This window comes from Acinetobacter sp. ME22 (genome assembly GCF_022012315.1).
Taxonomy (GTDB): domain Bacteria; phylum Pseudomonadota; class Gammaproteobacteria; order Pseudomonadales; family Moraxellaceae; genus Acinetobacter; species Acinetobacter brisouii_A.
The window spans coordinates 25,680-47,719 of the sequence record NZ_JAKLTL010000004.1; the positions used below are offsets into that span (position 1 = coordinate 25,680).

Sequence of the window (22,040 nt, forward strand, 5' to 3'; positions counted from 1 at the left end):
TAGCTTAGCTTTACAATTCGACTTTTCTCAGGTTTTATTTTAGAGTGAAACAGCTTTTTTATGTTGATAGATTTTCATCAATGCTGAACAAAAAACCACGTATTCCAACAGCGATTAACATACCAGAAAAATTAGATTTCTTAGTTGGTTATAAAGATTATCTCATTGCAAATACAGTCAGCCCACATACCCGAAATGCCTATTTATCTGATCTGATTCAGTGTAGTCAATATCAGGACAAACGATTACCAGAGTGGTCAAGCAGTGATATTACCGATGTATTGATTGCGTTAACACAACAAGGAAAAAGCCCTCGCTCTATTGCACGTTCGTTATCTGCATTACGTTCATTTTTTAAATTTCTACGTGAACAGCAATTACGTACTGACAATCCTCTCAGTACCCATAAAACGCCCAAGCTAGGTCGTGCCCTACCGAAAGATCTATCAGAAAGCCAAGTCGAAGCGCTGATTGCTGCCCCCAATACCGAAACAGCATTAGGTTTACGTGATCGCACCATGCTCGAAGTCCTTTATGCCTGTGGATTACGGGTTTCCGAGCTGATCACCCTGCGTCTAGAGCTACTTAACCTTAGACAAGGCTATGTGCGTATTGTTGGTAAAGGCAACAAAGAGCGACTGGTACCACTAGGGCAGATCGCCTTAGAATGGCTAGGGCATTATCTGAATGAATCGCGCCCTCAATTACTTAAATCAAGTAGTGATTATGTATTTTTGACTCAGCAAGGTGGCATTATGAGTCGGCAAAACTTTTGGTATGCGATTAAACGCTATGCATCACAAGCCAGTATCGACTTTGAGATTTCTCCCCATACCTTACGACATGCCTTTGCGACCCATTTACTCAATCATGGTGCTGACTTACGTGTCGTGCAAATGCTATTAGGTCATAGTGATCTCTCTACTACACAGATTTATACGCATGTTGCACAGGTTCGGATGCAACAACTACACCAACAGCATCATCCTCGAGCTTAACCATTAATCAGCGGATTAATGGATAACAGAAGATCATGAAAAGTCACGAAGCACCGAATATTTTTTGTTATGCTAGCGGCTTGTTCTTTTTATTGACCAGTCAAAGGGTTATTTATGTCCTTGCACCGTTCCAAAATTCTTCTGGCGTGTATGCTTACTGCAGGCATGCTCAGTGCTTGCTCTAAAGATAAAAATGCTGAACAAAAAACAGATTCTCTCACCGCAACCGCACCTGCAACAGGACAAGCGTCCCCAATTTTAGAACGTAATGCAAAACAGCGTTTAATCAATACTTTGCAAGAAGGTCTTAAAAAAGCCAATATTAATGTCAAAATTATCGACATTAAAACAACAGAAGTCCCTAACCTGTATTGGGTCAATCTAGATGGTATGCCATCGGTATATGCCACAGCTGATGGCAAATATATTATTCAAGGTGATGTACTGCGTTTAGGTGACAGTAAACTGCAAAATGTTAGCCAAGCCTTACAAGCCACTGAAAACAAAAAACAGTTTGCTGCACTGAATCCAAAAGATTTGATCGTTTACCCTGCTCAGGGTCAAACTCAGCATGTTGTATATGTCTTTACCGATGCCAACTGTCCTTATTGCCATAAACTGCATGAACACATCCCCGAACTCAATGCCAAAGGGATTGAAGTTCGTTATATCGCATGGCCGCGTGGCGACCAGTTCTTCCCTGCAATGGAAGCAATTTGGTGTAGCAGTGACCGTAAAGCCGCATTTAATGCTGTGGTTCAAGGTCAACAAATTGTCCCAACCCAATGCAATAGCCCTGTCAAAGCTCAATATCAACTGGGTATAAAAATTGGGGTAAATGGCACGCCTGCGATTTACTCAGAAGATGGCTTATATCTAGGTGGCTATCTAAGCCCTGAAGAATTAGAGCAACGTTTGGAAAAATAATCTGAAATAAGGTGCAGATATTATGATTTGCACCCTAGAGTCTGTGCATTTTTTTAGCTATGATCAAACCTCAATCGCAATAAATATTTGGAGTGTGACGTGAAACCAGTTCGTCTGGCTATATTAGGTCTTGGTACCGTAGGTGGCGGTGCCCTTAAATTATTACAAGAAAACGCCGCTGAAATTAAACGTCGCACAGGTCGAGAAATTCAAATCACCCACGTAGGCACCCGTCGTCCACGTCCTGATTTGAATTTGGAAGGAATCAAACAAAGCGCTGACTTACTCGAAATCGTCCGTCAACCTGACGTGGATGTTGTGGTTGAAGTCATGGGCGGTATTCACCCTGCTTATGAAGTCATCAGTGAAGCCATTAAACACGGCAAACAAGTCGTCACTGCCAACAAAGCACTCCTTGCTGAACATGGCAATGAACTGTTTAAAGCGGCTGAAGACAACGCGGTACAAGTTGCCTATGAAGCAGCCGTTGCTGGCGGTATTCCAATTATTAAAGTGATTCGTGAAGGTTTGGCTGCCAACAAAATTGACTGGTTAGCAGGCATCATCAACGGTACAGGCAACTTCATCTTGACTGAAATGCGTGACAAAGGTCGTGCCTTTGCTGACGTATTAAAAGAAGCTCAAGAATTAGGCTATGCCGAAGCTGATCCAACTTTTGACGTTGAAGGGATTGATGCTGCACACAAGCTCACCATCTTAGCGTCTTGTGCATTTGGTATTCCATTACAATTCAATAAAGTCTATACCGAAGGCATCAGCAAAATTACAGCTCAAGATGTGAAATACGCTGAAGAACTCGGCTTCCGTATCAAGCATTTAGGGATTGCTCGTCGTGCAGAAAAAGGCATTGAACTGCGTGTTCACCCAACTCTGATCCCTTCTGAAGAACTGATTGCCAATGTCAACGGCGTTAAAAACGCAGTGCTTGTTCAAGCCAATGCCGTCGGCCCAACATTGTATTACGGTGCGGGTGCGGGTGCTGGCCCAACAGCTTCAGCTGTGGTCGCCGATATTGTTGATATTGTTCGTGACATTTCATATACCGAAGATGGCGCAGGCACAATTCCTCAATTGGCCTTTGAAGCATTAACCGATATGCCAATCTTGAGCCGTGAAGAAATGACCACAGGTTATTACATTCGCCTCAATGCAGAAGACCAAACAGGTGTGCTTGCCGATGTCACAACAATCCTCAGCCGTGCAGGCATTAGTATTGATGCCATCATGCAGCAATCTCGCCTTAAAGATTTGATTCCTATTGTGATTTTAACTGATCCAATCGTTGAATCAAAAATGGATGAAGCACTTGCTCAAATCCAAGCTTTACCTGCCATTCATGGCGAAATCGTGCGAATTCGTTTAGAATCGCTGGATAACTAATCAGGTCGAGGGGAAGCAATCCCCTCGTCATGCTTCTTTTTTCATTGGAACATCATCATGTCGAATGCCAATCGTTATACTGGTCTTGTAGATCGTTATCGTGATCGTTTACCTGTATCTGCAACTACACGTGCAATTTCTTTAGGTGAAGGTAACACCCCTCTCATTAAACTGGAGAATATTCCACGTATTATTGGCAAAGATGTTGAAATCTATGTGAAATACGAAGGTCTTAACCCAACTGGTTCATTTAAAGACCGTGGTATGACCATGGCAGTGACTAAAGCAGTTGAAGCAGGTTCGAAAGCAATTATCTGTGCATCTACAGGTAACACTTCTGCTGCTGCGGCGGCTTATGCAGCTCGTGCTGGCATCAAAGCATTCGTTTTGATTCCAGAAGGCAAAATCGCAATGGGTAAAATGGCTCAGGCGATGATGTACGGTGCGATTACCATGCAGATTCGTGGTAACTTCGACGATGGTATGCGTCTTGTAAAAGAAGTGGCTGATCAAGCGCCTGTAACGATTGTCAATTCAATCAACCCTTACCGTTTACAAGGTCAAAAGACTATTGCTTATGAAGTGGTAGAAGCATTGGGTCGTGCACCAGATTATCACTGCTTACCTGTCGGTAATGCAGGTAACATCACTGCGCACTGGATGGGTTATACCGAAGCTGTTGCAAACCAACCTGCTGACCAGTTTGAACAAGTCGTTTACGATGCTGAAACTGATCAATTCACAGGCCCTAAACCAGAAGGCTTACCAACAATGGTCGGTTATCAAGCTGCTGGTGCTGCACCTTTCCTTCGTGGTGCACCTATTGCGAATCCTGAAACGGTTGCAACAGCAATTCGTATTGGTAATCCACAAAGCTGGAACCATGCGAAAGCGGTTGTTCGTGACTCTAAAGGTTGGTTCGACGAATTACAAGATGCTGAAATCCTAGAAGCACAACGTTTGCTTTCGATATATGAAGGTGTGTTTGTTGAGCCTGCTTCTGCTGCTTCAATTGGCGGTGCGATTCGCGATATTAAAGCAGGTAAAATTGCTGAAGGTTCTGTGATTGTATGTACAGTGACTGGTAACGGTTTGAAAGACCCAGATACAGCGATCAAACAATGTGCAGATGCTGTCATGTTATCTATTGATGCCACTATGGATCAAGTGAAAGATTCTATCCTTTCAAATATGTAAGTCTTTTGCTGAAGTAAAAAAACCAGTTGCTTGCAACTGGTTTTTTATTGAATCACTCAAACGATGATTATTCGTATTCGTTCATCATACTCTTTTCTAACTCTAGAATTTGCTCAACATCAACAGTACGAATTTCAAAAATTGGCTGCTTTAACAAGGGATTGACTGCATACAGAGCATCTTCATCCCACTCACGAATGTTGAGAGCCTGTTTTGCTTCGTCATAGCTTAATCCTGCTTGAGTAGCGATGGTACTTTTCAGCAAAAGTGGTTGTTCAGACAACTCTGAAAGCTCACCTTGTAACTGAATTCCATCTCGATATTCACTAAACACCAACTCCAAAGAAGGCTTGAGCTTTTCAGCGCTCTCTTCATAAATTAAACCCTCAAAACACTCATCATATTGCTTCAACCACTTTTGCTGCTCAGGCAACCAGATCGCATAAAATTTTGGTTGCTCATCAAAACAAACCAGTTGATATTTCTGCATATTGGCAAGCTGTACAAATTCAAAGGTATCATCATCATTCAGCGCAGTCGGCAGAACATCTTCAATTAGCTCATCATCAAAAATATGCTCGCCACAACGTGAAAATACGAAGTCATCATATTTCTGTAGCTCCTCAAGGCTTGCATCAAAAAATGCCTCTTCTTCATGCAGTTCAAACTCTCGCGCACCTGCAATTTCAAGTTGTCGATACGTCTGTTCAGCCTGTGCCTGATCGGTAAATACATTTGCAATACGATTGCCTGTTACGTAAAAGGTTTCGTCGTTATAACCAAAATATTTGGCACGGATAACGTAAGTGGTCATGCTGTAGTTCCTTTAATTAAAAATATGTTTACGCTGTTGTAATGCTTGAGCACTTTTGGGGAGTGCCATCCCGTTATCCATCCATAGTTCAAAATGCATGGCATTAAAAAAATCGGCTGGAGTGAGTCCAATTGGTTGCAACGAAAAAGTGCCATATCCCATTTGTGGCAAAATTTCACCTAAAAACCAGCTATTATGAGTCAACAACAGCGACTCAAGTTTGCCCGTAATGTTCAAAGGAGATAGCAGCAGTTTCGATATTTCTGGATTATTTATATATTGCTCATGCAGCTGTTCAATCTGAATCGTGAAATGAGCAGGCAATTGCTGTGGATCAATGCTGCCAACAAAATCATGTAACGTTGGAATAAAACGTTGTTGATAATCCACCAGTAAATGATCACGCTCGCACAAGTCTTTCACATCAATACTTTTGCCTGCGCTATTTTGGATGCTATGCCCAAAAATAGGCACAACCACCTGACTCACCCCCCACAAGGTATGTAAAATGCGATGACGTGCATCACTACACAAGATCTTGGTACTATCTATAAAATTATGAATTTCATAATAATCTTCAGCTTCACCGCCCCAACGTTTGGCTGAAATACGGGCATGTTGCATTGCATTCATGGCAGAAATTTGTTGTTTTGATTGTTATACATATTATCTAAACTTTAATTCAAAACAATGTATTTTATAAATAGTACGACATCATCTGTCGCAAAAAAGCCCTGTGCAGTCACAGGGCTTTTTTGTAGCTTAAAAGCAAATTAGATTTGTTTTGGTAAATTATTGACCCAAGTCAACAAGTTCGTTGCATCACTGTTACGTGATTGTGTGGTTGGTTCACCCAACAATACCACAACTGTCGGGCGTGAATTGATCGTTGCATGCATGACAACACAACGACCTGCTTCATTAATAAAACCTGTTTTAGACAAGTTGATATTCCAACCACCATTACGTACCAAAGCATTGGTATTATTTGATTTAAGTACACGATAACCCAAATCAAAATCATAATGTGGTGTTGATGAGAACTGACGAATCACGCCATAACGAGATGCTTCAGCCACTAAAATACCCAAATCACGTGCAGAGGACACATTACGTGCATCTAAGCCTGTTGATTCATAATAATGGGTTGAACTCATTCCCAACTGGCGAGCTTTAGCATTCATCGCGGCAACAAAGGCAGGTTTGCCTCCTGGATAAGTCCGAGCCAACGCAGCAGCAGCAGGATTTTCTGATTTCATCAATGCAACAAGCAACACTTCAGCACGGTTCATCTGATCACCTGGCTTTAATGTTGAGCTTGCACGCTTTGGACCATCAAAATCACTCTGCTGCAGTGTAATCTGTTCAGACATGTTTAAACGTGCGTCAGCCGTCACAACAGCTGTCATGAGTTTGGTAATCGATGCAATCGGACGTGATGCATTGCTATTTTTGCTATACAAGACTTCTCCTGTATGGGCATCCATCACCAATGCTGAACCCGCTGCAACACTTGGCCCACCACGATTGGCAAAACTTGCATCAATCACACGCGGTGTGTTACTACGTAAAGTTGTGGTTGCGCTAACGCTTCCGCGTGGGGAAACCTCAGCACTGTTTCGATCTTGACTGAGCAATTGTTTTGCTTCATCGGTTGACCAGTTTAATTTTGCTTGGGAAACTGCCCCCGAGCCACTGTTCACGATGAGTTCTGCAAAACTGTTGGCGCTCAACCCAACCAGCATCGACATGCTCAAAGCACGCACTAAAGATTTTTTTAAACTTTTCACAATATTACACTCAACTCAGGGGCGGTAAGATACATTTGCGTATTACCACGAATATGCCTTACATTTGCACAATACACTCGCTTCTTTGGAGTTGAGTTATTGTGCATAACTTTTAGGTTATATTTTAGGATAGCATTGCTAATTTTGTCGTTTCATTGCAAGCTTAATTTGCTTTATGTAACAAAAAAATAATTTGGATTGGAGGTGTCATTCGTGATTTCGGTTTTAGTTGTGGATGATCATGAATTAGTACGCACAGGGATTTGTCGTATGTTGGCAGACCATGCGGATGTTGAAGTCATTGGTCAAGCCGAATCAGGAGAAGAAGCGCTCATCTTAGCACGGCAACATCATCCTAATGTGGTGTTACTTGATGTCAATATGCCAGGTATTGGTGGCGTTGAAACAACTCGCCGTCTTTTGCAAATTACTCCTGAAACCAAGGTGATTGCTGTCAGTGGCTTAGCCGAAGAACCCTATCCCTCTTTACTGCTGAAAGCAGGTGCCAAGGGCTATATCACTAAAGGTGCCCCTATTCAGGAAATGTTGCGCGCCATCAATAAAGTCATGCAAGGTGGTAAGTATTTTAGTGCCGATATTGCAGAGCAATTGGCTAGCTCTTATTTATCTGAAACACAAAAATCACCATTCGACCAACTCTCTGAACGAGAAATGCAAGTTGCGATGATGGTCGTCAATTGTCATAGTGCTCAGGCGATTGCGGATAAGCTATTTGTCAGTGTCAAAACCGTCAACACCTATCGTTATCGTATTTTTGAAAAACTCGAAATTGATAGCGATGTCAAACTCACGCATTTGGCCATGCGCTACGGTTTAATCAAACCTTAATGGATAATCTGCCATGAATGCCCTCTCTGCCGCCAGCTCCAATACGCTCTATCGCCTTGGATTGTGGTATGGGGTATATCGGCTGATTATTTCTTTTAGTCTATTACTCATCTTTTTTTTGACATTTAATCAGCTTAAAGATAACTACAGCCATGTTGGTGTCTATTTTTTTACATTATTAGTGTATGCCTTTTTAGGGACTTTACAACTTTTAATGCTCAGGCTGTTTCCAGTTGCATTACCCCGACAGTTACTCCTGATTAGTTTAATTGATGTTACTTGCTTTGGTGCATTGACCTTTGCAATTGGTGGGCCAAACCTTCATATCGGCTTATTATTTGTTATTACGATCTTTGTCACCAATTTATTACTCAGTCGACGTCAAGCGCTAAGCATTACTTTAGCTTCCACAATTGCTGTTTTATATTTACAACTTTTTGGGAGTTGGTTTAGTGCCTCTGATCTGAGCAATATTGGCAATAGCATCCTACTGGCTTTTTTGTTTTTTGTGGTCTATCTGACGGGGCAATTTGCGGTTCAACGCTTTCGTTTGCTTGAAAATATCAGCATTTCCCAGTCTTTAGAGTTATTACAATTACAGAATATCAATCGCTATATCCTCGAACAAATTGATATGGGCTATCTTGCAATTGATGAAGAAATGAACGTCGTTCTCAGTAACCCTGCAGCCTATAACTTGTTGGGCATCCCAACATTACTGGTCTTTCGCCCCGCACCATTACAAGAAATTCAACCTGATCTTTATCAGTATTTATTGCAAAATGTGGTCAATCAAGGAGAGCGCTTTATTTTTGAAACCATGCAATCTCGCTATGGTATTCATATTCGGGTACAAAAATTAGAGTTACCGCAACAAACCTTAACGCTATTTATCATGCAAGATGCCCAAAAGCTCAATCAACAAGTTCAACAGCTTAAACTGGCAGCACTTGGGCAACTCTCTGCAAGTATTGCCCATGAAATTCGTAATCCACTGGCAAGCATTGTACAAGCCAATGCCTTATTTATCGATGCCGAGCCTGAACAACAACACATGCTGACTGGCATGATTCAGAAACAAGCTAAACGGATTGATCACATTATTCAATCAACTCTAAATATGGCACGAAATCAGGCAACTGTACCAACAGATATCGCATTAGAAAAATTTTTACCTCAACTCATCGTTGAAGATTTGAATGAATCTCATCAAAAAATTCATGTAGAAATTCCTAATCCTGTGTTAATTTCATTTGATGAAGCACAATTTAGACAAGTTCTTATTAACTTGATTCGTAATGCTTTAAGGCATAATTCACCTGAACATCCACAAATTCATGTCTATGCCTATCAGCAAGAAGATTATGCTTATATTGATGTGATTGATTTTGGTGAAGGCATTTCTGCGGATAAAGTACATAACCTCTTTAATCCTTTTTTCACCACACAAATTGATGGAACAGGTTTGGGGCTATATCTTTCACGTAGTTTTTGTGAAGCAAATCAGGCAAAATTAAGTTATATCAAACTACAAGACGGAACCTGTTTCCGCGTTGAATGCCCCGCCATTCAAATACAATAAGTCATTGGAGCATTATGTCAACTCAGCAACCGCGCGTGCTTTTGGTCGATGATGAAAAAGATTTATGCATGCTCATGCAGATGAGTTTAAAGCGTATAGGGATTCGAGCTGAAATCGCCTATAACGTGACTCAAGCCAAACAGCAACTTAAGGCACATCGTTTTGATGCCTGCTTAACCGATTTAAATCTCCCTGATGGTGATGGTATCCAACTGGTACAACATGTCACTGAACATTATCCCAATACACCGATTGCGGTGATTACGGCGTATGGCAATATGGAAATTGCAATAGCAGCACTCAAAGCAGGTGCTTTTGACTTTGTCAGCAAACCTGTTCGACCTGAAGATTTACAACAGCTTTTGGAAAAAGCCATTGTTCCTGTAGATGATAGTCAAGATGCAATCGCATCCTCAGAAATTGAAGAGCGTATGCTGATTGGTAGTTCTCAAATCATGCAGCAGCTGAAACATACCATTCGTAAAATGTCCAAAACCCAAGCTCCTGTTTTCATTACAGGAGAATCTGGGACAGGTAAAGAGGTGGTTGCCAACCTGATTCATTGCCTCAGTAATCGCAAAAATGGTCCATTCATTCCAATTAACTGCGGTGCAATTCCTGTCGAACTTATGGAAAGTGAACTGTTTGGACACAAAAAAGGCAGCTTTACCAATGCGACTCAAGACAAACAAGGTCTGATTCAGGCAGCTCATGGCGGAAGTTTATTTCTCGATGAAATTGCAGAACTCCCCATGAATATGCAGGTCAAACTCCTGCGTGCTGTTCAGGAAAAGAAAATTCGACCTATCGGTAGTGACATCGAAATTGCCGTTGATTTTCGAATCATTAGTGCAACACATCAGAATTTAGAAGCACTGATTCAACAGGGTAAATTTCGTCAAGATTTGTTTTTCCGCTTACATGTCATGGATATACGCCTTCCACCACTACGTGAACGCGGACAGGATATCTTAGAACTTGCCAATTATTTTATTCAGAAAGTCTGTCATGAATGGCAAATTCCAAACAAACAACTCACTTTGAATGCACAACAATTTCTACTCGAACAAACCTTCTCAGGCAATGTACGCGAGTTACGCAATATTATTGAACGTGCATTAACCCTCAGTGATTCCAATACAATTGATGTCATTCATGTAAGATCCAACTCTAAACAACATCCTAGCCCACAGCCATTCACTCCTACAGCGAATGGTCGATTAGATCATGATACATCGCTTGGCATGCCACATCCTCTAGAATCCTCTTCTGTGGCAATGGTACAAGATGATGTTGTGGTGTCACGCCAGCGTTTTAAATTACCTGAAGAAGGTTTAGAGGCTTATTTAGAAAATATTGAGAAAAATATTTTACTGAATGCTCTTGAAATGACGCATTGGAATCGGACACTAGCGGCAAAGAAATTACAAATGTCATTTCGCTCTTTACGCTATCGTCTGAAAAAATTTGGGCTAGATGTCGATGGTGATGAAGAGAGCTGACTGCTTTACTGATACTCTAATTCACAGATAACGATGAACTAGAGTATCAATTGGCTATTTATGTTTCACTAAAATTTCAGCAATATTATCTACATATAATTCATCTTTCATTTCAATCGGCAGTGCATAAATCTGATTGGGTTGGATCCCTTGCCCATCGATCATATTGCCTTTGGGGGTATAATAATGAGAAACCGTCATTTGTAAAGCTGCACCATTTGGCAGTGGAAAAAGCTTTTGCACAACCCCTTTACCATAACTTTTTTCGCCCATCACCCATGCACGATCATGCTCTTTCAATGCAGCAGTAAAGACCTCTGCAGCTGATGCTGAACGACCATTAATCAACAAACCTAATTTGATATTGTTGAATTTATTACCAGGCAAAGCTTGAAAAGTTTGATCACCTTCCGAGCGGCTTTTGGTGGTGACAATCACCCCATTACTTAAAAATAGATCAGCCGTTTCAACTGCTGCTGAGAGTAATCCCCCAGGATTATTTCTCAGGTCAATCAAGACAGCTTTAAGACGATTTTGGGAATACTGCTCAATAATATTTTTAATTTCACTTGCTGTTTCTTGTTGAAAAACAGGCACCTTGATGACTAAAACTTGATTGTGTAAGAGCGTAGAAGATACTTCCACTTCGACTTTTTTATTGCGCACGATAGTAACAGGCTGACCAATAGGTGCTGTTTGTACCGTGAGTACTGTACCGATTGAACCATAGAGTAAATTACGAACCTGTTCACGGTTCAAATCTTTTAGCTCTTGATTATCAATTTTATAAACGGTCATGCCATTATGTAGACCTAACTTGACAGAATCCGAGCTATCTTTTAAGTCTTGTATTTGCCACTGATGCCGTAATTTATCGAATACCAAATCAAAATCGACTGATGCGACATCTCCTTCAGTGTATTGCATCAGTTGACGATAATCTTCAGGTGAAAGATAACGCGAATAACGATCTAAGCCACCCACCAAGCCCTTAATTGCCTGTTCAAACAGTGCATCATCTGATTTTTCGGTGACATAGTTATCTTTGACAAGACTATAAATTTGAACAAATTTTTGAATAGAATCGACAGGAACTTCATCATTACGAGACTCTGAGCCATCGGTATCATAATCAAGTTCGGCATCAGCTTCATTTGTCGCTGCTGCCGTTGCGGCATAAACTGGATGACTCAAACAGCAGAGCGCTAAACTGGTCGCAAGACAGACATGCTTGAGTTTTTGAATCATCCATTCACCTTTATGCTTGTAATGTAATTAAATTGCGTCCACGCATTTCAGCGGGCGCAGGAATATTCATGAGATGTAATAAAGTCGGTGCAACATCGGCTAACACACCACCTTCAGCAATCACCGCTTGGGTCGGGCCCACATAAATAAATGGCACCAACTCAGTGGTATGTTGGGTATGTACCTGACCACTGTCATAGTCTTGCATTTGCTCAACATTACCATGATCGGCAGTAATCAGCATATGACCATGATTCGCCATCACTGCATCATAGACGCGGCCTAAGCAGGTATCAACTGCTTCAACTGCTTTCACTGCTGCACTGAAAATACCTGTATGCCCCACCATATCACCATTGGCAAAATTCACTACCAACAGGTCATATTCACCAGAATTGATTGCATTCACCAGTTCATCTGTCACTTCATAAGCACTCATTTCTGGTTTGAGATCATAAGTTGCAACATTCGGTGATGGAATCAAAATGCGTTTTTCACCAGGGTATTCATCTTCACGACCACCACTGAAGAAGAAAGTGACATGTGCATATTTTTCAGTTTCAGCAATACGCAACTGGGTTTTACCCAAATTCGACAAGTATTCGCCGAGTGAGTTATGTAAAGCTTCAGGCATATAAGCCACGGGTGCATCAATGCTGGCTTGGTAACGGGTAAGCATCACGTATTTTGCCAGTTGTGGCACAGCTTTACGTTGGAATCCTGTAAAGTCTTTTTCCACGAAGGCGCGGGTCAATTCACGAGCACGGTCGGCACGGAAATTCATAAAGACAACGCTGTCACCATCCTGAATAGCAGCAACATCACCTACGCGAGTTGCTTTGACAAACTCATCGCTTTCATCTGCTGCATAAGCTTGTGCAAGACCTTCTGTTGCTGTAGCAACAACGCGAACAGCCTCACCTTCGGTCAATAAACGATAGGCTTGTTCTACACGATCCCAACGGTTGTCACGATCCATCGCAAAGTAACGACCAATCATGGTCGCAATACGACCTTGATTTGGATATTGAGCAAAGACAGCATCAAGTTTTTGTAAAGATGGCTCAGCGCTGCGTGGAGGCGTATCACGACCATCAAGGAAAGCATGCAAGTAAACTTTTGCACCACGTTTTAGTGCCAGTTCGCACATCGCCACGATATGATCTTCATGTGAATGCACACCACCTTCAGACAACAGCCCCATAATGTGGACTGCACCGCCTGTCGCTTTGGCTTTTTCGACAGCATCGACCAACACTTCATGTTCAAAAAACGCACCTGAACGAATGTCTTTAGTAATGCGGGTAAAGTCTTGATACAACACACGACCTGCACCCAAGTTCATGTGTCCAACTTCAGAGTTGCCCATTTGCCCGTCAGGTAGACCAACGTCTTCACCTGAACCTGAAATTAAGCTATGCGGATGCTTTGCTTGCATTGCCGTCAAATTTGGCGTTCTTGCTGCTAAGAAAGCATTGTCTTCAATCGCTTCACGATGCCCAACACCATCCATAATCACCAACACATGAGGAATCTTAGCTGCCTTCGCATCCGTCATTTTAAGCTCTCTTTCAATAGTCAATTGCGTGGGCGCATTTTACCTAATTTTTAAGCAATTCTCCATTGACTAAAATTCATAGTGATAAGCAGATCAGTTCTGATGCGTTTATTTATTCTTAGATAGATCAATAAAAAATCATATTTTTCAAAATTTTATTATATAAAAGAAGCTTTCTTATCAGTACTACACTCAGTGCATAACATCATTATTTTAAATAAAAATATTTCTCAATAAGCTTGATTTTAAAAGTTTAAATTCAGGTGTAACAGCTCCCCATAAGAAGCTGTCACCCATCTAAAAACCAAACTTAGAATGAATAGGTTACACCAATTTTCGCAGTGCGAGGCTCCCCAGGATATACATATCGGTTAAATGCGCTTTCATCATAGTCTTTATTAAAAATATTTTTAATATCAAAGCTAAAGCGAATATCCGCACTATAATCATAGTAGGAAATAAAATCGGTAGTCGCATAACTCGCCATTGTATAGGTGCTGTTCGCAGTTTGACCTTTACGACTGCCCACATAATGCTGGTTTAACCCCAAACCAAGTCCATTTAATTTTCCAGATTTAAATTCATAAACACTTAATAAATTAAAGGCATTTTGCGGAATATTCGCCAAGCGTGTTCCTTTCACCAAGGTATTATCTTTTGAAACAGCCGCATCGGTATATGCGTAATTGCCTATAATTTTCCATTGTGGTGTCAGTCTGCCGACCAAGCTCAAATCAAGACCTTTACTGGTCACTTCACCCGCCGCAACACTTTTAGTTGAATCTAGCGGATCTAAAGTTAAGACATTTTTCTTTTTGACATAATAAAGGGCTGTATCAAAAGACAATTTATTGTCTAAGATTGAATATTTTGAACCGATTTCATAAGAAATACCCTCTTCTGGCTTAAAGCCCTGATTATTTCGGTCTGCACCTGAGTTGGGTTTAAATGACTTGCTAATATTGCTATACACACTCAATTGATCGGTTAGATCATAAGTAAAACCAATGCGGGGCATAAAAGCATTATGCTCGGTTGACCACGAGGTGCTATTCACTAAATTGGTATAATCATGATCATAGTGTTCAAAACGTAAACCGATAAGCGTATTGAAACGATCTGTGAAACGAATCTGATCTTGCACATAAATCGCTTTGCTTTGTAATTGTTCGCGATCATGTGTGGTGACATTCACAAGAGCAGGCAGTGCTTGGGTCGAGTAGGGTTGATTAATATTGAGATCAAAATCAGCCGTTGAGCGAATGATATAAGATTTATAATCATAATCCTCCAACTCAATACCCGTCATCAGTTTATGTTCGACATTCCATAAATTAAACTCACCCACCAGACTGGCTTGCACATCTTTATCAATCCAATCCAAATTACGCCAATTATAATTTCGGGTAATCACCGCCCCATTGCTACCCGCTTTAACCCCATTGGCTTCAACCGCATAACCATGAAGATTACCATTTAAATATTGCGCGCCAACATTCAGTTTCCACGCATCGTTCAGCTCATGTTCGACACGCAATTGCAGCATATCGTTGTTGTTATATAAGCGATTGCGGTCTTTTCCAGATTCCCACCAATAGTCACTAGCGTCAAATGAATAACTTTGTTGACCATCATAATGGGTAAAACCGCGGTCTAAAGGATGCTGATTGCGAAGAAAATCAGCCTCTAAAATCACCTTGGTCTGATCTGAAGGTGTCCACTGAAGGACTGGGGCAATATTCCAGCGTTTTGAATCGACATTGTCTCGGTAAGTATCGCCATTTTCACCCATGAGATTTAAGCGATAGGTCAAAGTGCCTGCATCATCCAAAGCACCTGTTGTATCGACCGTGCTTCGATACAGACCTTCATTATCAACATTGAAGCCCAATACCGTTTTGTGCTCAGCTTGAGGTGTTTTACTCACGACATTGAATGTACCACCCGGATCACCACGACCATACAAACTCGATGAAGCCCCTTTTAAAACCTCAACACGCTCAATGGTACTGCTATCTGGCGCATTCGGATAACCTCGGTTAATGGGAAAACCATTCCGATAATATTCACCACTGGTAAACCCGCGTGAGGTAAATGTCGTTAAACCCTGCCCGCCAAAGTTATTTGCACGACCGATTCCTGCAACATCCAATGCCTCAGACAAGCGTGTTGCTTGTATATCCTGAAGGACAGCTTTACTCACCACAGTGACCGCCTGAGGCGTATGTTTCAGCGTGGTATTGGTCTTGGTCGCAGAACTTGCAGAATCGACTTTATATTGTTTTTCTGCACGATCCTTGGGACTTGACGCTTGTACGGTAATGGTTTGTAAAGTACTGACTTGATCATTAGCAAAAACAGTCATTGCACAACTCAAAGGCAATAGACTTGGTAATAAACGACGCTTTAGCATAAAAAGGTGCCGATTGTTAAATGATAATTATTATATTTATAATTTATAAAATCGTATATACAAATAATTACAAACAATCTCAATTTTTTAAATTTTATTTAAGGTTGATCAAAATAAAGTCTTGATTGATAAATCAATGAGTATCAAAATCTTATCATCATATAAAAAAGCGGCACAAACCTAAGATTTGCACCGCTTTTCAATCAATTCAATATTTTTGATGGTTAGAAGAAGTAACTGATCTTCAACTTATTTAGCTCGATTTAATAAATAACCGCCCGCCACAAAAATCACAACAATCGGTATAAACACAAACCATGCAGGCGATGGTGAGTAGACTAGGCTTGCATAACCTAAGAAGTCTTGTAGGTAATAAAAACCTAACCCGACAAATAAGGCAATGACCAAGCGAAAACCCATCGACTGCTGACGCAATGGCCCAAAAATAAATGAACAGGCAATCACCACCAAGGCAATCAGTGAAAATGGCATGCCCACTTTCTTCCAGAAAGCCAACTGATAGGTTTTTGGTACTTGGCTATATTCAGACAAATAGTGCATGAAGGAAACCAATTGACTAGGTGCAAGGTCTTCAGGATCAATCGTCACCATATGCACATATTTCGGCTGTAGAGCCAAGGATAATGGCAGTTGCGCCGATTGGGTTAAATGCCCATCACCATTGGCTTGGATCTGCATTTGTTGACTTTGTTTCAGATTCCATTGCCCTGTGCTGCTATATTGCCCTTGCTCAGCGTTGAGTACACCTTTCAATCGATAGTTGTCATCAAAATCTAAAACCTGAATATTGCGCAGCGCACCTTGTGAATTGGCATAATCAACATAGATAAAACGTTGACCTTCACGTGTCCAGTAACCTTTCACCTCGCCGAGTGCTGCAACCGTTTGATGCTTTTTGATACTGTCTGCTTTTTCAGTGGTATATGGAATAATCCACTGACTGAGTGCAAATGACAAAATCACCAACAACATTGCAGAACGAATCACCCAACCTACAATACGCCATAAACTAATCCCAACCGAACGCATGACAATCAGTTCACTGTTGGAAGCCAAAGTACCTAAGCCAATGACCGAACCAATCAGGGCAGAAATGGGTAAAATTTCATATAAATAATTTGGAGTATTCCAAAACACATAAGCCAATGCCTGAGTTGCAGTATAGCCATGTTTGAGTTCACTCAATTCTGCCAAATAAGTGAATAAAAACTGTAATAGGGTAAGAACACCCGTAGCACCTAACATGGCTAAAGTTGAGGTTTTCGTCACATGCTTAGCGACTAGACGACGTGCAAACATTCACTTAACCTCACTTGCTCAATTTAAGTTTTAGCTTTGGCGCAAGATTGGGTTTGCGCAAAAATAATAAAGTCACAAAGGCATAGACAAATAGCACTGTCGGATATGCCCAAATTCCCAACTGCCCTTTGGTCATACGCGTTTTGACTGCCATTAATGCCACAATCAAACTGGCAAAAATTAAAATGGCAGGCAATAAACGATAATACCGCCCTTGTCGTGGATTCACCTCAGACAATGCTGTTGCCAAGAGTAATGCAACCACAATCGCAAATGGCACACATAAACGCCAACCCAGTTCACTTTGCACCACAGGATCTTGACGTTTTTCCCAGAGTTGTTTTAAACGCATCGACTCTGCTTGATCACCAGAAACATCTGCTTCTTTATCATTTTCAATTCTTAAACGGTAACTTTTAAACTCAGCTTGGGTGTAGCGTGGCTGCCCAGGATAGATCTCATAACGGCGACCATCAATTAAATCGACCACATTTGCAGGATCATTCGGAATTTCAACGCGGGTTGCTTCGCGTGCCAAAATCACCACATCAGGTTTATTTTCTTTGGTAGCACGCTCATAAAACACGATATCACGTAAATTTTTACGGTCTTCAGACAGGCTGCTGGCATAAATGGTATAAGGCCCTGAGGAAACGAACTCTTTGGGGCGTACCAAGTCAAACCCCGTCCGTACCGCCTGAGTGCTCGATAGCTGCTCGAATTTGCGGAGTCCCCACGGCGATATCCATGTCATCAATACCAATTGAAAAATCAGAAAACCAATCGTTAACGGTGCAAGTAAACGTGCCAACTGGTTACGACTTACACCACTGGCATTGAGCACTGCCATTTCATGATCGATATACAAACGCCCAAAGACCAACATTAAGCCAATAAAAAAACCCAATGGCATAATCAAGGTAAGAAATTCAGGCAGCCGATAACCAATAATGCTAAACAACACACTGGCATCTAGACGACCTTGCGCAGCAACACCAAAATATTTGATTAAGCGACCGCCCATCATAATTAATGTCAGTAAAGCAATGACGACCAAAGAGGTCTCCACGACCTGCTTAACAAGATAACGTCGAATAATCAAAGCAAGCTTCCGTAAAAAATGAAAACACGATTGGCGAATAGTTTAACCCAATAGCCAAGAGAAAAAACCCATACTTAATATTGCACATTGCAACCTGATCCAGTGTAATGTTGCAATCATGAAAAATCTGCAAACACTTATAGGCATCTAAAATCATATGAAACTGTCTTTAAAACACACGCAAGACGCAGGCACTGCGCTATTTGTCTTGGTGGATGCTGAACAGATCCAACATCCAACTACACAACATATTGAAAACTACGCAAACATTGTGGCAAGTACACAATTTAAAGCCAGCTTAAATGAAAGTGTAACCTTAATTACACAACATGATCATTATCCATTTTGTAGCCTTGTTGGTCTAGGTCAAGCTGCTCAAATTCAAGCAGCTCAACTGGCGAAATTGGCACAAACTATTATTAAAACTGCACAAAAAAAGTATCAACAGATTGATATTGATATTTCGGCACTCCCTGAACAGTGGCATTCTCTATTTGCGCTGAGCCTAACACAAGCCAATTATAGCTATGATGAATTTAAATCGAAGAAAAATGAATTTATTTTAGATGAAATTCAATTCATTACAGCGCAATCTCCACTGAATGCTGAGCAGCTTCAACTGGTTCAAGCCGTCAATGCTGGACAGAATTTTGCCCGCGACCTTGGCAACCGTCCAGGCAATATCTGTTTCCCTGAATATCTTGCAGAACAGGCTTTAGCATTGGCTGCCGAATATCCTGATCTGCTCAAAGTGACTGTGCTTGATGAGCAGCAAATTGCTGATTTAGGCATGAATGCATTCTTGGCAGTCAGCAAAGGTTCGGCGCGTGCAGGTCGTATCATTACCCTCGAATATAAAGCTGAATTAGAACAAGCCCCGATTGTTCTTGTTGGTAAAGGGGTGACTTTTGATACAGGGGGTATTTCACTCAAACCTGGCTTAGGCATGGATGAAATGAAATTCGACATGTGTGGTGCTGCATCTGTGCTCGGTACAATGCGTGCGCTCTGTGAAGCGAAGTTACCCATTCATGTGGTCGGTGCTGTGGCGGCGGCAGAAAATATGCCATCTGACCAAGCCACCCGTCCAGGGGATATCGTCACTACCATGAGTGGGCAAACCGTCGAAATCTTAAATACCGATGCCGAAGGTCGCTTGGTACTTTGTGACACTTTGACTTATATCCAACGTTTCAACCCTGCGGTTGTGATTGATATTGCAACTTTAACAGGCGCTTGTGTGGTGGCACTCGGTAAAGTGCTCAGTGGTTTATTCTCTCCAGATGATGCCTTGGCACAAGAGCTGACTCAGGCAGGCGAACAAAGCTTTGACCGTGTATGGCGTATGCCCGTGCTGGATGACTATCAAGAATTACTCGATTCACCATTTGCAGATATTGCCAATATTGGTGGGCCTCACGGCGGGGCAATTACCGCTGCGTGTTTCTTGCAACGTTTTACCCGTGACTATCGCTGGGCACATTTAGATGTTGCAGGTACAGCATGGCTTTCTGGTGCGAATAAAGGTTCAACAGGTCGCCCTGTTCCCTTATTGATGCAGTTTATTGTGAACCGTGTTCAACATGACTAAAGTCAGTTTTTATCTGTTTGAAAATAGCGTAGAACGGCAAGTCGAGAGTGCTTGCCGTTTATCGCGCAAACTGTTGCGACAACCTGTACGGATTTGGTGGTATTGCTGCCAAGCCGAACAGCAACAGTTACTCGATGAAGCTTTATGGACATTTGATCCACAAAGCTTTATTCCCCACGGAATTGATCAGATCAATTCTGCTGTGTGTATTTCTGCACATCTGCCTGAACATGGATCTTGGCTTATCTTCAATTTTGAAAACCACGCTCTTGAACCCCAAGACACGTTTGAACACATTATTGAAATTGTCGAAAATCAAGAATCGAATAAAATAGTGGGGCGTAACAAGTTCAGACAGTATCGCGATTGGGGCATTCAGCCGCGTACTTTTAAATTATAATCTTAAGTAATATGTTGTTTGAGGAGTGAAATGTGGCGTTAGATGTTGGAGCAGATTTTGAAAAGCGTTGGCTCAATGCACCACAAGCTGTTCGCCAAACCTATATTGACGATCTAAGCCGTATTTGTGAGTTGTTTGCAACAGATGTTCGTCTAGAGAATTGGCTGAGCTATAACAAACAAGCACAACGACAATCTTATGAACGAATTGAAAATGCTTATGCCGAGTTAAAAGCCGAGTTGGTCGAGCAAGCTCGCATTCGCCGTCAACATGCACTTGAACAATCTCTAGCGAAAAAACGTGCTCAACAGCAAGCTTATCTTGATGATTTACAACTCGATGAACGCCTGCAATATCAACAACAGACGCAACAATTACAAGCCTTACGGCAACAACTTTCGCAAGAAAGCCATCACTATACTGAACGTTATACACCGACACCTAAATTACGTTTTGAACCCAATGCCAATACGGTGATTAGCCCTGAAATTCAGCAAGCACTCGATAATCTTAAAATCCGTTTAGAACTTGAGGCAGAGGGCTTAATTGAACAAATTCAAAAGAGTATTCAGGATTTAAATCAGAAAATCCAGCAGGCAGCCGATGAAGAAATCCGCTATATACTGGAACAGCATCCAGTTTCTGAAGGCTAAAAAAATCTCGGCATGCGCCGAGATTTTTTATTTTAGAAAACCATTTTCAGCGAGAAAAGACATGCTGATACTCGACTGAGGTTTCTGTTCTGCGGCTTTATCACCCAGTAATAAGCGTTCGATATAGCGCGCCAACACATCTACTTCAAGATTGACTTTTGAACCTTGTTTCCATGTACCAATATTAGTGCGCTCTGCGGTATGTGGAATCAAATTCAAGCTGAGAATATTGCCACGTAAATGATTGATGGTTAAGCTAATTCCATCCACTGTCACTGAACCTTTTTCTGCCAAATACTTAGCCAGCTCGACAGGTGCTGTCACTTCAAAATACAGTGATCGTGCATCTTCACGCACCAAGGTGATTTCACCGATGCCATCGACATGCCCACTGACAATATGCCCACCAAAACGGGTCGTCGGCAACATTGCCTTTTCAACATTGACAGATTGTCCAACTTGCCATGAACCTAATGTGCTGCGGTTCAAACTTTCACGGGAGACATCGGCAGCATACCAGTTCTCTCCCCACTCGATCACCGTCAAACAAATGCCATTGGTGGCAATCGAATCGCCTAAATGCACATCGGACATGTCTAGATCAGTTTGAATCCGTAACCGTACATCACCGCCTACATTTTGCAAGCTGGAAACTTTACCTAAGCTTTCAATAATTCCAGTAAACATAATTTGTT

19 protein-coding genes are annotated in these 22,040 nt (G+C 41.6%); 10 read left to right on the forward strand and 9 right to left on the reverse strand.

Annotated elements, in window-relative coordinates:
- Positions 1-80 precede the first annotated feature (80 nt).
- The 4 genes from xerD to thrC all read left to right on the forward strand — a co-directional run bounded on the left by xerD (position 81) and on the right by thrC (position 4,523).
- Positions 81-998 (forward strand): site-specific tyrosine recombinase XerD, encoded by a 918-nt coding sequence (xerD, locus tag LVY74_RS07125; protein ID WP_151776971.1) that lies wholly within the window; start codon positions 81-83, stop codon positions 996-998.
- Positions 999-1,112: 114 nt separating this feature from the next.
- Positions 1,113-1,925, forward strand: a complete 813-nt coding sequence (locus LVY74_RS07130; protein WP_237814510.1) for a DsbC family protein — start codon at positions 1,113-1,115, stop codon at positions 1,923-1,925.
- 99 nt (positions 1,926-2,024) lie between these two features.
- Positions 2,025-3,326, forward strand: a complete 1,302-nt coding sequence (locus LVY74_RS07135; protein WP_237814511.1) for a homoserine dehydrogenase — start codon at positions 2,025-2,027, stop codon at positions 3,324-3,326.
- A 57-nt stretch (positions 3,327-3,383) separates the two neighbouring features.
- The gene (gene thrC / locus LVY74_RS07140; protein WP_237814512.1) at positions 3,384-4,523 is read left to right on the forward strand and encodes a threonine synthase; all 1,140 of its coding nucleotides are present in this window, start codon (positions 3,384-3,386) and stop codon (positions 4,521-4,523) included.
- A 67-nt stretch (positions 4,524-4,590) separates the two neighbouring features.
- Here thrC and LVY74_RS07145 read toward each other — a convergent pair whose 3' ends face one another.
- From LVY74_RS07145 to LVY74_RS07155, 3 genes are all read right to left on the reverse strand, one after another.
- A complete protein-coding gene (locus LVY74_RS07145; RefSeq protein ID WP_237814513.1) occupies positions 4,591-5,337 on the reverse strand; it encodes a hypothetical protein in 747 nt (248 codons plus the stop codon).
- A gap of 12 nt (positions 5,338-5,349) precedes the next feature.
- Positions 5,350-5,970, reverse strand: a complete 621-nt coding sequence (locus tag LVY74_RS07150; protein ID WP_237814514.1) for a DUF6915 family protein — start codon at positions 5,968-5,970, stop codon at positions 5,350-5,352.
- Positions 5,971-6,110: 140 nt separating this feature from the next.
- Entirely contained in the window at positions 6,111-7,127 is a 1,017-nt protein-coding gene (locus tag LVY74_RS07155) for a serine hydrolase (RefSeq protein ID WP_237814515.1), read from the reverse strand.
- A 213-nt stretch (positions 7,128-7,340) separates the two neighbouring features.
- Here LVY74_RS07155 and gacA point away from each other — a divergent pair, with 213 nt between their 5' ends.
- Genes gacA through LVY74_RS07170 form a run of 3 tightly spaced genes read left to right on the forward strand, consistent with a single transcriptional unit; the run spans position 7,341 to position 11,060 of the window.
- Entirely contained in the window at positions 7,341-7,976 is a 636-nt protein-coding gene (gene gacA, locus LVY74_RS07160) for a response regulator transcription factor GacA (protein WP_151709318.1), read from the forward strand.
- A 13-nt stretch (positions 7,977-7,989) separates the two neighbouring features.
- Positions 7,990-9,558, forward strand: coding sequence for a sensor histidine kinase (locus tag LVY74_RS07165; RefSeq protein WP_237814516.1), 1,569 nt, complete (start codon positions 7,990-7,992; stop codon positions 9,556-9,558).
- Positions 9,559-9,572: 14 nt separating this feature from the next.
- Positions 9,573-11,060, forward strand: coding sequence for a sigma-54-dependent transcriptional regulator (locus LVY74_RS07170; RefSeq protein ID WP_237814517.1), 1,488 nt, complete (start codon positions 9,573-9,575; stop codon positions 11,058-11,060).
- A 54-nt stretch (positions 11,061-11,114) separates the two neighbouring features.
- Here LVY74_RS07170 and LVY74_RS07175 read toward each other — a convergent pair whose 3' ends face one another.
- The 5 genes from LVY74_RS07175 to lptF form a co-directional block, all read right to left on the reverse strand.
- Positions 11,115-12,308, reverse strand: coding sequence for a S41 family peptidase (locus tag LVY74_RS07175; RefSeq protein ID WP_151776975.1), 1,194 nt, complete (start codon positions 12,306-12,308; stop codon positions 11,115-11,117).
- Positions 12,309-12,318: 10 nt separating this feature from the next.
- On the reverse strand, positions 12,319-13,866 hold the full coding sequence (gene gpmI, locus LVY74_RS07180) for a 2,3-bisphosphoglycerate-independent phosphoglycerate mutase (protein ID WP_237814518.1): 1,548 nt from the start codon (positions 13,864-13,866) through the stop codon (positions 12,319-12,321).
- Between the two features lie 310 nt (positions 13,867-14,176).
- Positions 14,177-16,231: a TonB-dependent siderophore receptor gene (locus LVY74_RS07185; RefSeq protein WP_237814692.1), complete on the reverse strand. Its 2,055-nt coding sequence runs from the start codon at positions 16,229-16,231 to the stop codon at positions 14,177-14,179.
- A 297-nt stretch (positions 16,232-16,528) separates the two neighbouring features.
- The gene (gene lptG, locus LVY74_RS07190) at positions 16,529-17,599 is read right to left on the reverse strand and encodes an LPS export ABC transporter permease LptG (RefSeq protein WP_237814519.1); all 1,071 of its coding nucleotides are present in this window, start codon (positions 17,597-17,599) and stop codon (positions 16,529-16,531) included.
- Between the two features lie 10 nt (positions 17,600-17,609).
- A complete protein-coding gene (gene lptF / locus LVY74_RS07195; RefSeq protein ID WP_237814520.1) occupies positions 17,610-18,701 on the reverse strand; it encodes an LPS export ABC transporter permease LptF in 1,092 nt (363 codons plus the stop codon).
- 157 nt (positions 18,702-18,858) lie between these two features.
- On the opposite strand from lptF, the gene LVY74_RS07200 reads away from it, so the two are divergent.
- From LVY74_RS07200 to LVY74_RS07210, 3 genes are read left to right on the forward strand one after another with little or no spacing between them, the layout of a single operon-like run.
- Positions 18,859-20,292, forward strand: a complete 1,434-nt coding sequence (locus LVY74_RS07200; RefSeq protein ID WP_237814521.1) for a leucyl aminopeptidase — start codon at positions 18,859-18,861, stop codon at positions 20,290-20,292.
- Positions 20,285-20,692 (forward strand): DNA polymerase III subunit chi, encoded by a 408-nt coding sequence (locus LVY74_RS07205; RefSeq protein ID WP_237814522.1) that lies wholly within the window; start codon positions 20,285-20,287, stop codon positions 20,690-20,692. The genes LVY74_RS07200 and LVY74_RS07205 overlap by 8 nt, the downstream gene beginning before the upstream one ends.
- Before the next feature lie 32 nt (positions 20,693-20,724).
- Positions 20,725-21,345 (forward strand): hypothetical protein, encoded by a 621-nt coding sequence (locus LVY74_RS07210; protein ID WP_237814523.1) that lies wholly within the window; start codon positions 20,725-20,727, stop codon positions 21,343-21,345.
- Positions 21,346-21,372: 27 nt separating this feature from the next.
- Here the strand turns inward: LVY74_RS07210 and LVY74_RS07215 are convergent, their stop codons facing one another.
- A complete protein-coding gene (locus LVY74_RS07215) occupies positions 21,373-22,032 on the reverse strand; it encodes a riboflavin synthase (protein ID WP_237814524.1) in 660 nt (219 codons plus the stop codon).
- Between the last annotated feature and the right edge of the window lie 8 nt (positions 22,033-22,040).

What these genes read in the sequence shown, in the direction of transcription:
- xerD (WP_151776971.1), top strand. Translation starts at nt 81, where the DNA reads ATGCTGAACAAAAAACCACGTATTCCAACAGCGATTAACATACCAGAA.
- LVY74_RS07130 (WP_237814510.1), top strand. Translation starts at nt 1,113, where the DNA reads ATGTCCTTGCACCGTTCCAAAATTCTTCTGGCGTGTATGCTTACTGCA.
- thrC (WP_237814512.1), top strand. Translation starts at nt 3,384, where the DNA reads ATGTCGAATGCCAATCGTTATACTGGTCTTGTAGATCGTTATCGTGAT.
- LVY74_RS07145 (WP_237814513.1), bottom strand. Translation starts at nt 5,337, where the DNA reads ATGACCACTTACGTTATCCGTGCCAAATATTTTGGTTATAACGACGAA.
- LVY74_RS07150 (WP_237814514.1), bottom strand. Translation starts at nt 5,970, where the DNA reads ATGAATGCAATGCAACATGCCCGTATTTCAGCCAAACGTTGGGGCGGT.
- LVY74_RS07165 (WP_237814516.1), top strand. Translation starts at nt 7,990, where the DNA reads ATGAATGCCCTCTCTGCCGCCAGCTCCAATACGCTCTATCGCCTTGGA.
- LVY74_RS07170 (WP_237814517.1), top strand. Translation starts at nt 9,573, where the DNA reads ATGTCAACTCAGCAACCGCGCGTGCTTTTGGTCGATGATGAAAAAGAT.
- LVY74_RS07175 (WP_151776975.1), bottom strand. Translation starts at nt 12,308, where the DNA reads ATGATTCAAAAACTCAAGCATGTCTGTCTTGCGACCAGTTTAGCGCTC.
- gpmI (WP_237814518.1), bottom strand. Translation starts at nt 13,866, where the DNA reads ATGACGGATGCGAAGGCAGCTAAGATTCCTCATGTGTTGGTGATTATG.
- LVY74_RS07185 (WP_237814692.1), bottom strand. Translation starts at nt 16,231, where the DNA reads ATGACTGTTTTTGCTAATGATCAAGTCAGTACTTTACAAACCATTACC.
- lptG (WP_237814519.1), bottom strand. Translation starts at nt 17,599, where the DNA reads ATGTTTGCACGTCGTCTAGTCGCTAAGCATGTGACGAAAACCTCAACT.
- LVY74_RS07200 (WP_237814521.1), top strand. Translation starts at nt 18,859, where the DNA reads ATGAAACTGTCTTTAAAACACACGCAAGACGCAGGCACTGCGCTATTT.
- LVY74_RS07205 (WP_237814522.1), top strand. Translation starts at nt 20,285, where the DNA reads ATGACTAAAGTCAGTTTTTATCTGTTTGAAAATAGCGTAGAACGGCAA.
- LVY74_RS07215 (WP_237814524.1), bottom strand. Translation starts at nt 22,032, where the DNA reads ATGTTTACTGGAATTATTGAAAGCTTAGGTAAAGTTTCCAGCTTGCAA.